This window comes from Cytobacillus sp. FSL W7-1323, assembly GCF_038595015.1.
GTDB lineage: Bacteria > Bacillota > Bacilli > Bacillales > Cytobacillaceae > Cytobacillus > Cytobacillus kochii.
Genome location: NZ_CP151998.1, coordinates 3,265,491 through 3,277,488 on the forward strand (window position 1 = coordinate 3,265,491; position 11,998 = coordinate 3,277,488).

General features: G+C 37.5%; 14 protein-coding genes and 1 other annotated feature. All 14 genes read right to left on the bottom strand.

The features are described from left to right. Nucleotides 1-8: 8 nt before the first annotated feature. The 14 genes from obgE to radC all read right to left on the bottom strand — a co-directional run bounded on the left by obgE (nucleotide 9) and on the right by radC (nucleotide 11,996). Entirely contained in the window at nucleotides 9-1,298 is a 1,290-nt protein-coding gene (obgE, locus tag MKX67_RS16525) for a GTPase ObgE (protein WP_095372412.1), read from the bottom strand. A gap of 110 nt (nucleotides 1,299-1,408) precedes the next feature. Then, nucleotides 1,409-1,951, bottom strand: coding sequence for a sporulation initiation phosphotransferase B (locus MKX67_RS16530; RefSeq protein ID WP_095372411.1), 543 nt, complete (start codon nucleotides 1,949-1,951; stop codon nucleotides 1,409-1,411). 266 nt (nucleotides 1,952-2,217) lie between these two features. Further along, nucleotides 2,218-2,511, bottom strand: coding sequence for a 50S ribosomal protein L27 (gene rpmA, locus MKX67_RS16535; RefSeq protein WP_009333115.1), 294 nt, complete (start codon nucleotides 2,509-2,511; stop codon nucleotides 2,218-2,220). A gap of 12 nt (nucleotides 2,512-2,523) precedes the next feature. Then, nucleotides 2,524-2,853, bottom strand: a complete 330-nt coding sequence (locus MKX67_RS16540; protein WP_095372410.1) for a ribosomal-processing cysteine protease Prp — start codon at nucleotides 2,851-2,853, stop codon at nucleotides 2,524-2,526. Nucleotides 2,854-2,865: 12 nt separating this feature from the next. Beyond that, on the bottom strand, nucleotides 2,866-3,174 hold the full coding sequence (gene rplU / locus MKX67_RS16545) for a 50S ribosomal protein L21 (RefSeq protein ID WP_095372409.1): 309 nt from the start codon (nucleotides 3,172-3,174) through the stop codon (nucleotides 2,866-2,868). Between the two features lie 13 nt (nucleotides 3,175-3,187). Further along, nucleotides 3,188-3,267, bottom strand: a sequence feature (ribosomal protein L21 leader region). A gap of 55 nt (nucleotides 3,268-3,322) precedes the next feature. Beyond that, a complete protein-coding gene (locus MKX67_RS16550; protein ID WP_342488468.1) occupies nucleotides 3,323-4,765 on the bottom strand; it encodes an Rne/Rng family ribonuclease in 1,443 nt (480 codons plus the stop codon). Nucleotides 4,766-4,782: 17 nt separating this feature from the next. Beyond that, a complete protein-coding gene (locus tag MKX67_RS16555; protein WP_095372407.1) occupies nucleotides 4,783-5,649 on the bottom strand; it encodes a M50 family metallopeptidase in 867 nt (288 codons plus the stop codon). After that, nucleotides 5,642-6,424, bottom strand: a complete 783-nt coding sequence (locus MKX67_RS16560) for a M23 family metallopeptidase (RefSeq protein ID WP_307312739.1) — start codon at nucleotides 6,422-6,424, stop codon at nucleotides 5,642-5,644. Before MKX67_RS16560 ends, MKX67_RS16555 begins: the two co-directional genes overlap by 8 nt. Before the next feature lie 440 nt (nucleotides 6,425-6,864). Beyond that, the gene (gene minD / locus MKX67_RS16565; RefSeq protein ID WP_342488469.1) at nucleotides 6,865-7,668 is read right to left on the bottom strand and encodes a septum site-determining protein MinD; all 804 of its coding nucleotides are present in this window, start codon (nucleotides 7,666-7,668) and stop codon (nucleotides 6,865-6,867) included. A 1-nt stretch (nucleotide 7,669) separates the two neighbouring features. Then, the gene (minC, locus tag MKX67_RS16570) at nucleotides 7,670-8,347 is read right to left on the bottom strand and encodes a septum site-determining protein MinC (protein WP_095372404.1); all 678 of its coding nucleotides are present in this window, start codon (nucleotides 8,345-8,347) and stop codon (nucleotides 7,670-7,672) included. Nucleotides 8,348-8,610: 263 nt separating this feature from the next. Beyond that, on the bottom strand, nucleotides 8,611-9,129 hold the full coding sequence (gene mreD / locus MKX67_RS16575) for a rod shape-determining protein MreD (protein WP_095372403.1): 519 nt from the start codon (nucleotides 9,127-9,129) through the stop codon (nucleotides 8,611-8,613). Then, entirely contained in the window at nucleotides 9,126-10,022 is an 897-nt protein-coding gene (mreC, locus tag MKX67_RS16580) for a rod shape-determining protein MreC (protein WP_095372402.1), read from the bottom strand. Before mreC ends, mreD begins: the two co-directional genes overlap by 4 nt. A 98-nt stretch (nucleotides 10,023-10,120) precedes the next feature. Next, nucleotides 10,121-11,143 carry a rod shape-determining protein gene (locus MKX67_RS16585; RefSeq protein ID WP_095372401.1) on the bottom strand — a complete coding sequence of 341 codons (1,023 nt, stop codon included), beginning with the start codon at nucleotides 11,141-11,143 and terminating at the stop codon, nucleotides 10,121-10,123. A gap of 163 nt (nucleotides 11,144-11,306) precedes the next feature. Further along, complete coding sequence (gene radC / locus MKX67_RS16590; protein ID WP_095372400.1) at nucleotides 11,307-11,996, bottom strand: DNA repair protein RadC; 690 nt, start codon at nucleotides 11,994-11,996, stop codon at nucleotides 11,307-11,309. Nucleotides 11,997-11,998 lie beyond the last annotated feature (2 nt).

Consider the following 11,998-nt stretch of genomic DNA (forward strand, 5'->3'; position numbering starts at 1 on the left):
TTTTAAGGTTAGTCAATAAATTCAAATTCATAATCTAATAACTTGACGATATCCCCGTCTTTTGCACCTTTTTCGCGTAATGCTTCATCTACACCCATCCCTCTTAATTGACGGGCGAAACGTCTAACCGATTCATCTCTGCTAAAATCAGTCATCTTAAATAATTTCTCAACTGCATCACCAGACACAATAAAGTCACCAGCTGAATCTCTTGTAATCGTAAATTCTACTTGATCTGCTTCATGTTTATAAAGTACACGGTGAACTCCTGTATCCTCTTCTTCATGTTCAAGTGGGAATTCTGGTGTTTCTTCTACCTTATCTGCAATCGCAAATAGTAGCTCACGTAATCCAGACCTTGTAACTGCAGAGATCGGGAAAATTGGATACTCTTCTTCAAGCTGCTCCTTAAATGCCGCTAAGTGTTCTTCTGCATCAGGCATGTCCATCTTGTTAGCTACAATAATTTGTGGACGTTCTGTTAAACGTAAATTATATTCCTGTAATTCATTATTGATCGTCACATAATCTTCGTAAGGATCTCTGCCTTCCATTCCTGACATATCAATCACATGAACAATTACTCGTGTACGTTCAATATGTCTTAAAAATTGATGTCCCAGGCCCACTCCAGAATGAGCACCTTCAATTAACCCAGGTAAATCAGCCATGACAAAACTACGATTATCTTCTGTTTCTACCATACCCAAATTAGGAACGATTGTCGTAAAATGATACGCGCCAATTTTCGGCCTAGCAGCAGAAACGACAGAAAGTAAAGTCGACTTACCAACACTTGGGAATCCAACTAGCCCTACATCTGCAAGCAATTTCAACTCAAGCATAACTTCTCTCTCTTGACCTGGCTCTCCATGTTCTGATAATTCCGGTGCAGGATTGGCAGGTGTAGCGAACCGTGAATTTCCACGACCTCCACGGCCACCTTTTGCTATAATTGCCTGTTGGCCATGCTCAGTTAAATCCGCAATTACTTCACCAGTCTCAGCATCTGTAACCACAGTTCCCGGCGGTACTTTTATAATCATGTCCTTCGAATTTCTGCCATGCTGATTTTTAGACATTCCATGCTCACCACGTTCCGCTTTGAAATGTCGTTTATATCTAAAATCCATTAACGTTCTTAAACCTTCTTCAACAATAAAGACAACATTCGCGCCCTTACCACCGTCCCCACCAGCTGGACCGCCTTTAGGAACATATTTTTCACGACGAAAGGCTACCATTCCGTTCCCACCGTCGCCACCTTTTACATACACCTTGACCTGATCGACAAACATAAGATCTACTTCCTCCTATTCAAAAGATGCACATGAATATGAACACCCTTGACTCTCGCTGTTTATAATATCTTTTACTGACTAGCTTTTTACTATTAAATAAATCCATTTTACTTCTCTTCAAAAAGAACAAAGAAATCAAATGATATTTCATCTTCTGTTAAGCGTCTCACTGTAAGCCCCATACTTGTTGATTGCTCTAGTAAAAATAAGCGAATCTGCTGCATATAAGTAATTGTTCCACTAAAATCAAAAAAGAAACGGACACCCTGCTTTTCTGGATTAATTGATATAGATAAATGATTATCAGCAAATGGCTGTACAGCATCATTTAAGCAAGAGAAAAAAGATCTTGTCCAATCAGTTAAACTTTTATCATCCAGTTGATCACATTTGAATACTTCATAAACGTCATACTCTAATTGAAATTTTGGATTTCGCCAATTGTACGTAAATAAAAGTGAAGCAAATTGAGGCATTTGTAGGTTTGATAACTTTGCCTCTTGTTGCGCCTCCACAACAATTTCATCAATAATTTCTTTTGCCCGTTCCACCTTATTTAAGCTTAAATTGCCTTTAATTAGTTGTATTTTATTTAACCAATCATGCCTTGCATGACGTAGCACTTCAACAATATCCCAATCTTTTTCCATAATTGACTCCTACATCTTCTTTTATGGTCCTCAGCCATTACATTGATATGGTGTTAGTATAACAAAAAAAAACCATAGCCGTATGTATCTTAGCAAAAAGAAAGGTAAGAATTTTTAAATCTGCCCCTATATTTAAGGTTCCATCAATAGAAATGCATAAAAAGTAGCGGACTTTTATCAAAAGAGGACAGTTTGAGGAGATATATGTGGGATGAATGACATGAAGAGAACTCTAACCATTAATGGTTAGAGTTCTCCACTCAATCTTATGCTTCTTGAGCTGCAGGGTATACGCTAACTTGCTTACGGTCACGTCCAAGACGCTCAAATTTTACAACTCCGTCCACTTTCGCGAAAAGAGTATCGTCTCCACCTTTACCCACGTTTACACCTGGGTAAATTTTCGTACCGCGTTGACGGTAAAGAATAGAACCACCAGTAACGAATTGACCATCTGCACGCTTAGCGCCTAAGCGTTTAGAGATTGAGTCACGTCCGTTCTTTGTAGAACCTACTCCTTTTTTAGATGCGAATAACTGAAGATCTAATTTTAATAGCATGAAATCCACCTCCTACTGTTTGAAGGTTATTTTTATATTTTCCGGATAGTTCTCAACGATCGTTTGCAATGAGACAACCATACCCTCAAGCAATAATTGGACTTTTTCTTCTATATCTTGAGCAAGATTGCTCGGAAGAATACAGGATAATAGTCCAGATTCCATTTGAATATGCGGAGTAACTCCCGCTAACTGATGGATGCTATTAACGCACCCAACTGAAACAGCTGATGCACCTGCACAGACAATGTCCTCACCATTATTAGCAAACAGGGCATGACCACTTATTTCAAATGATTGTATGAGTCCAGAACGATTACGATGAATGCTTACATCAATCATCAATCATCAACCTTATGCGTTGATTTTATCAATCACGACTTTAGTGTACGGTTGACGGTGACCTTGTTTCTTATGATAGTTTTTCTTTGCTTTGTATTTGAATACAGTGATTTTCTTCGCACGACCTTGTTTTTCAACTTTAGCCGTAACTGAAGCACCATCAACAACTGGGCTTCCAACTTTCACACTGTCTCCACCTACGAAAAGAACCTTTTCAAAAGTAACTGTTTCGCCTGCTTCTGCGTTAAGCTTTTCGATGTAGATTGTTTGACCTTCTTCTACACGGATTTGCTTACCACCAGTTTCAATAATTGCGTACATAACTGCACCTCCTCTTAAGACTAAGACTCGCCATCCCAGGTGTTCTGCCAAAGCAGAAGCTTAATGACCTTTTCTGCGCGGTTGTAGCATGGGCGCTACAAACATAACATCAAAATGTTATCATACACATACTGTACTGTCAATACGATTACACTTGCATTTCTTTCAATGGACCAAATCTTTTTATTTGATAGCTTGGTTTTGGGCGATCGATGAAATCGAAAACAAGGTGTTTCGCACAGCTCTCTTCTAATTGCTGTAACTCCTCTTTAGTGTATACAGCAACGACATCCCTTGTCACTTCTATAAGAACCGCTTCCTCATCACGGGTGCGATACGACCACAATTCTCTCTCTAAGCGAAAGGCAACCGTTTCTGCGCGCAATACCTTACCCGTCCCATGACAAACTGTACAATTCTCCTGTAAAGCTTCAGAAAGAGACACCTTCGTTTTCTTTCTCGTCAATTGTAAAATACCAAGAGGTGTAAATCCAATTACTTTTATTTGTCTTTCATCGGTAGCTAGCGCCTCTTTTATCACAGATAAAATATGTATTCTATCCTGCTCTTTTTCCATACTAATAAAATCAATTAGTATCATTCCTGCTAGGTCCCTGATACGTATTTGTCTCGCTACCTCCCTTGCCGCTAATTCATTTGTTTTTAAGACCGTATCTTGCAATTGGTGTTTTCCAGAAAATTTACCTGTGTTCACATCAATAATAGCTAACGCTTCTGTTTCATCAAAAATCAGATAAGAACCATTATCTAACCATACAATTCTTTTTAATGCTTTTTCAATTTCACGTTCAAGACCATAGGAAGTAAAGATAGCTTCTTGATCCGTATGAAGGTGAAATGTGACATTGTCTTTAGGCTGTAACTGCTTTTTGACAGTAGTATCATCCACAATTACTTCCCCACTCTTCATTTTTTGTATGACTTGACGTACTTTATGTAAAAATTGATCTTCCGTTTGAATAACACCGGGTCTTTTTATTAAGAGAGAGGCGGCATAGAGTTGCTGATATTTTACACGCAATTGCGTTAATTCTTTTTTAAGTACATCCATATCAACATCTTTCGCAGCAGTCCTAATTACTAGCCCTTCCTTGGCTTCGAGCAACCTCGCACAGTTTTGCTTTAACTGTTCTCTGACACTCTGATTAGTAATTTTCTTCGATACAGCAAGATAGTTCCCATACGGCAAATAGACCATATAATTGCCTTGCAATTCTACGATCCCCGTTAACCTTGGTCCTTTCGTTCCCGTTTGATCCTTTTCTACTTGTACAAGTAACCTTTCCCCTTGATGGACAAAAGAAGAAAGGTTACGTTTTTCCTTCTTATCATCATCTTCAAGTGCATAACTTTGCAATTTATCCTTATGCAAAAAGCCACTCTTTTCTTCACCAATATTGACAAAGAGTGCATTTAACCCTGGCATAACCTTTTCAACTATGCCTAGATAGATATTCCCTACTTTTGTTTCGAGTTGTAATGGTTCAATATACAATTCTTCAACTTCATTTTGATCGAGCAAGGCATACCTTTTTTCTCTATTTATTGTATTGATCACTAATCTTTTCAATTCTACTTTCCTCGCTTCTAATAAACATACACTAAGTCACTTATTTGAGCTGACACATTCTTTTCCGCAAAGTACGCATGTAATAACTCATTTTCATCTAGCACACTCTTTTCTTTATTCCCCGTCTCAACAATAATCGAGTGTTTACAACCTCGTTGAAATTTCTCGAGCACTTTCATGATTGGTTCAGATTCTTGAACGACTAACGGTTTTAATTTACGTAGTTCACTATGCTTTCCATAGTATCGTTCCAATAAGAACCGCATAAATATATATCTGCGCTGTTTCCATTCATAGTATAAGGAAAAAAGTAAGAATGCAAGGATGATGCAAATATTAATATTAAAAGGGAGAATCCAAAGAGAAGCAATTAAAAACAATATGAGCATAAAAATAGACAGCTGCAACGCCTTCCTATGTGCATCACCAAATGCATAAAAATAAGACAGATACAAAAAGACTAATTTCCCACCATCCAATGGCCAAATCGGAAGCAAATTAAAAAGTAATATCATCAAGTTATACTGGACAAACAAAGAAAAGTACTCAGGTGTGATTAGCTGCCATTCAAAACATAGGAAGGCAGCAGCAATCATCCAAACATGCTGTATAGGTCCTGCTAAAATTACCATTAACTCTTCTTTTAATGGGCGATTACCATGTTCGTCCATCTCTGCCACACCGCCAAATGGCAGTAACACAATGCTTTTTATTCTCCAAGAAAAAAACTGTGCGGCCACAGCATGTCCTATTTCATGAACAAAAATAATCAATAGTAAAAGAAAAAGCTCGTTGAAATGAGAAGTGATAACAGCTAATCCGACTACCAACCAGAGTAAAGGATGGATACGTATCTGCTTAAAAAGTAATATCCATTTATTCAAAAGGAATCACCTGTGAAGGATCAACAAAGTCATCCCCTTTTTTAATGGCAAAATAAAACAAGCCTTTCCCATCCTCTTTAGTAGCCGCTTCTCCTACTTCTGCACTTTTTTCAACATAGTCATATGCCTTTACATCAATTTCAGCTAAATTGCCATACCAAGATTGACTTTGATCGGCATGCTGAATGATAACGGTTTGTCCAAACCCAGGTTTTTCGCCAATAAATTCAACGACTCCTCCATTTGCAGCCTCTACTTTTTCACCCATGTTTGTTTCAATCGAAATTTTTTGTCCATCTTGCTCAAACGCTTGTAATACCTTGCCTGTTGCTGGTAAGCTTGGTTGCGCTTCCTCAACAGATTCTTCTGTCTGTTTCTGCTTTGGCAAAAGGGCAAAGGTTTGTCCGAATTGCTCTTCATACCAATTAATAACAGTAGCAAACTGAAAATTCTTATCCATTGCCTCTACAACAAAGGCTTTCGGCTTTTCAAAAATTGCTCCATCATTTTTAAACATAATGGCTACTATGAGGAATAAGCAGGCTGATACGAGCACTTTAAATAGAAAAACCTCCTTTTTAAATAAAGGGTGATTCGTATTTGAATCTTTAGGAGGTGGACTATCATATGAGGGAAGTTGGTCAAATCCATGCCTCTCCTCATCTTGCAACCAATTCATTTTTTTCGATTTTTTTTGAACAGGCTTATTCTTCTCCATCTCTTTTTTTCTTTTAGCCATCCGTTTTCTTATATCATCAGCTCTTGAGCTCATCATAACTTCCCACCTATTCATCAGCATTTGTACAAGTCTATGATGTGAGGTTTTTAAGTATGACAGATAGATAAGGGAGAAGTATTTTTTATGTTGTCAAACACCTAGATGCAGTTGGAAAGCTACCTACTTATAAATGATCATTATATCTGTGTTTACTCTTAGACTATTGATAGTGAATCCTTTTATTATGAATGATCGTGCTCTTAGAGTGCTTTCTATAGAAGAAGATAGGGGTACTAACAGGGGTAATTGACTATACGTCGCTTTTTGATGAAAAGCTTACATTTCTGCAATTGAATGGCTTATTCATGGATGGTGCATTTGGACCGTTTGCTGTACTACTTATTACTATCAGCAGAATATTCCATAGTCCTATTTCTTTTCCCATGTCAAATATTAAGAAATCCTTAGTGACAACAGTTCACTAAGGATTTCTTTTGTTATTTTACTTTGAAGAAGTTCTTTATCTTTGTAAAAACACCGGTATTCTCTTCTTGAAGTTGTTGAAGTGGTACAGATTCGCCAAGAATTCTGCGGGCAATATTTCGATAAGCAATAGATGCGATATTATTTGGATACATTGCGATGGGTTCTCCTTGATTTGTCGCCCGAATCACTTGATCATCATCCGCTACAATGCCTAATAATTCTAAATCGAGATGTCTCGTAATATCATCAATATCCATCGTATCACGGTTTTTCATGAGTTGTGGTCGGATACGATTAATGACTAACCTTGGACGTTCGATATGATCTTCTTGCTCTAACAACCCGATAATGCGATCGGCATCGCGTACCGCTGTTGCCTCTGGTGTAGTTACAACAATCGCTTTTGTTGCTCCTGAAACGGCATTACGATAGCCTTGTTCAATTCCCGCAGGACAATCAATAATAATATAATCAAAATCCTGCTTTAAATCGTCTATTAATATTTTCATTTCGTCCGGGTCAACCGCGTTCTTATCACTTGTTTGTGCCGCAGGCAGGAGATAAAGAAGATCATCAAAGCGTTTATCCTTCACAAGGGCTTGCTGCATCTTACAACGCCCCTTAACTACATCCACTAAATCATAAATAATACGGTTTTCAAGGCCCATAACAACATCAAGATTTCTTAGTCCAATATCTGTATCCACAAGGCACACTCTTTTTCCTTGCAGGGCTAATGCTGTACCAATATTTGCAGATGTTGTTGTTTTACCAACGCCGCCTTTTCCGGATGTAATGACTATCGCTTCTCCCACTCTAGAATCCCCCTTGCAAATTCGATATATTTGGTCTTACATGTACCAATACTTGTAGTCTGTCGATAATGATCTGCTGCTCTTCATTCATATAAGCACATTCCATTTCGCGACTGTTCTCATCTTGTTTTTCATCAGGCGCACGAGTGATACTATCACAAATTCGAAGCTGTGTCGGTCTCATAATAGAAGCTGATATCACAGCCTCCTGGTTACCATAGTAACCCGCATGTGCAATTCCTTTTAGCTCGCCCATAATAAAAATATTGCCACCAGCTCTTACTGTTCCTCCAGGGTTTACATCTCCAATGAGCAATAAATCCCCCGGGACTTCAATCACTTGACCTGACCGAACAATTTTTGTTATAGAGACGATTTCATTTGCTTGCTTTTGCTTTTCAGCCTCATCCTTTGTCAGTACATTAGAAAGCACAGACTCCACAACAAGATTTTTCTTTTGCCTGATTAACTCTTTTATCTCTTCCTCTTGAGAGGAGGTTAAATAGCGATTACCTGTATGTACAAGGACAGATATCAATTTATCTTCTTGACTTTTACTACTCTCTATTAATTTATGATTTAACTCTTTTTTAAGTTCCTCATAAGAACAGGCATCATCAAGATGGAGTGTAATCCCATCCTTTGTGCCCTTCATCGTTACATTTTGTCTTTTATTCATTTCAAGATGTTCACCTCAAGAAAGACAAGAACAGATCCATTCTGTTATCTCGCCTCATTCTGATTCTCAATACATATTGTAGGAATAAATTCGACATCAGTTTGCAAAATCCTTTTTTCTTGCAAACTCAATCTTCACTCTGGTTGAAAAGAATAATTATATGGCAAAAGAAACCGGATAACCGGTTTCTAAAGTTGCCTGCAAACAGTCATTCAACTTTATTTCTTCGTTTTCCTTCATTATTGACTAGAACAGACTTAACATTATAACGATAGTCGTTCAACATATCTTTCAAAATATTTCTTCAATGGAAAAATGACTATGACGATAAAAATGAGGTTCAATATAAGTGTTGGAATGAATCTCATAAAGATGAAATCCGAGAATCCCATTGTTGTAATACTAATAATATAGTTGACCCCGAAAGATCCTAGCTCCATTAATGCTACACCAAAAAGAGTAATGATTGTCGTCACAATAAGGTTATTCTGTAAGATCTTCATTAGTTGATACACAATATAAGTGACAACTGGAAATAAAAATAGGTTAATACCGATAATTTCAGTATAAACAATGTCAAACAGCAATCCAAAAATAAAAGCATAAAGTAAACCTAGCTTCCTCGAGCCAAAAATAACTAAAAGCATAATCGCTCCAAGTAAAAAATGCGGGATAAGCCATCTCTCATTTGCAAACATCTCTGTTGGAGCGACCATAAGGGCAAATGTACTTTCAATGACGAATAAGAAAATAAATAAGAGAGGGAGAAGATATTTTCTCAACTTTCTTCCTCCTCATTTAATTCTTCAAGCTCTTCTTGAATCTCTGGATTAATGCTGTTAAGTTTTGTTACCATCACATGTTGAATGTCATATAGGTCCGCATTCGGCTCAATATAAGCAGTTTGTGTAAGGCCATATTCCGCAGGTGTAACCTCAACAACTTTTCCAATTGGCAAGCCTTTAGGGAATACTCCACCATAACCAGATGTCACTACCATTTGCCCTTTTTCTACTTTTGCATCATAAGGTATCTTCGTCATAAGCAAACGTTTTGTTTTTTCATCGTAGCCTTCAATTAAACCAAAAGTTTCTTCTTTTTTCTCACCATCTTGAACAACAGCTGAAATACGGTTCGTTGGATCTTTAGAACTCACCAGCTGAATCGTGGACGTGAAGGTTTGTGCACTTTTCACCTTACCAATCAGTCCATTGGCTGTAATAACCGCCATATTTGCCTCGATACCGTCTCTGGTTCCTTTATTTATGGTAAGCTTTTCTTCCCACCTTAAAGGATTTCTACCGATTACTGTAGCCTGTATAGGTTCATAGTCGGTTAAACTATCTTCTTTTTCTAGTATTTCACGAAGCTCAGCATTATCCTTTTCTAACAATTGTACCTCTGCCTCTAAAAATGCTAGTTTATCTAATCTAGATTTCAGTTCTTTATTTTCTTCATATGTATTTTGCAAGTCTTGAACATTTTCAAAGAAACCAGCAATGTACTGTGTTGGACCAGCAACAATGTTCTGCGCCCATCCTGTCATATCTTTCAAAAACTGTTCTGGCCATGTAACACTATCTCTCTCTCTTAAAGAAAAGCCTATCAACGATACGAGAATAATGATACTTACAAGCAAAATAATCAGGCGTTTATTCAGAAAGAACTGTGGCATGCTAAACACCTCGATTGTTATATTTTATGCAAAAAAACTTGAAAAACTGGGCATTAATGACAGCCACTAATGCCTAATTTTTCTGTAGGTCACTATTCTTAACGAGAGTCTTTAGATTTATTTTTAAATAAATGAATATGATCTAATGCTTTACCGGTACCAATCGCCACACAATCCAGTGGATTTTCAGCAATAAGAACAGGCATTTTTGTTTCTTCACTAATCACTTTGTCCAAATTGCGTAACAACGCTCCTCCACCTGTTAAAACAATGCCACGATCCATAATATCAGCTGCTAACTCCGGCGGTGTTTTTTCTAATGTTACTTTTACAGCATCAACAATAGAGTATACCGTATCTTTTAATGCTTTTGAAATTTCATCACCTGTAATCTCAATTGTTTTTGGTAATCCAGTTAAAAGATCACGCCCACGGATTTCAAGGTTTTCTACACCTTCCGCTTCACTAGCAGAACCAATTTCTAATTTAATCATTTCAGCAGTTCGGTCACCAATCATTAAATTATAAGTTTTACGGATATAATTAATGACTGCATCATCCATTTCATCCCCAGCAATGCGGATTGATTGGCTTGTAACTATTCCCCCTAAAGAAATAATAGCCACTTCAGTTGTACCACCACCAATATCCACAACCATACTTCCTGTCGGCTCCCATACAGGTAAATTCGCACCAATTGCTGCTGCAAATGGTTCTTCAATGGTAAATGCATCCTTTGCACCAGCTTGTCTAGTTGCATCTACTACAGCTCTTTCTTCTACTGCAGTAATGCCAGATGGTACACAGACCATAACATTCGGTTTACCTGAAAAAATGCCCTTATTTTTATTCGCTTGTTTCATATAATATTTCATCATTGTTGCTGTCGTATCATAATCAGCAATTACGCCATCTTTCATTGGTCTTAATGCCACGATATTTCCCGGTGTACGACCAATCATATTTTTAGCGTCATTCCCAACGGCAACAATATGTTTCGTATCAGTTTGAAGTGCCACGACCGATGGCTCTCTAACAACGATTCCTTTACCTTTTACATACACAAGTGTATTTGCTGTTCCTAAATCTATCCCAAGGTCTTTTGTACCAAATCCAAACATTCCTGTATCTCCCTTTCTGATACTATACGATTTTTAAAATAAGGTTTATTTAATAGGGCATCTGACAGTCCCTCATTCTTAAAAAAATGATAGGTAAAATACTATACTTCCCCTAAAAAATCATAAACAATATTATATCGTATCGTCAAATAAAAACATAGTGCTAGATATAACCTTTTTCCTTTAAACTGACAAATTTCTTTTCACCAATGATAATATGATCGAGAATATCTATCCCAATTATTTTACCACATTCAGTTAGCCTTTTCGTCACATCAATATCTTCTCTACTTGGAGTCGGATCGCCAGAGGGGTGATTATGCAGACAAATAATCGAGGCGGCAGACTGTCTGAAAGCTTCTTTATACACTTCTCGTGGGTGAACAATAGAGGCATTTAAGCTACCAATAAAAATGGTTTGCTTGCTTAAAACTTGGTTCTTAGTGTTTAAATAAAGACAAACAAAATGTTCCTGAGATAGAAAACGCATTTCGTTCATCACATAATTAGCAGCATCTTCTGGTGAACGAATGCTGTATCTTTCATCGAAGGTTAAATTAGCCATTCTTCTGCCGATTTCTACAGCTGCCATGATTTGAATGGCTTTTGCCTGGCCAATACCTTTCACTTCGGTAATTTCGCTAAGGGAAGCATCCTTTAATAAACGCAATCCATCAAACTTTGTTAGCAAGCGATTGGACAGCTGCAAAACAGATTCATTTTTTGTCCCTGTCCGCAATAAAATAGCTATTAGTTCATGATTGGATAAGCTCTCTGGTCCACTCTGCATTAACCTTTCCCTCGGCTTTTCATCTTGAGGGAAGTCTTTAATCATTAAGCTTTCCGTATGCATCC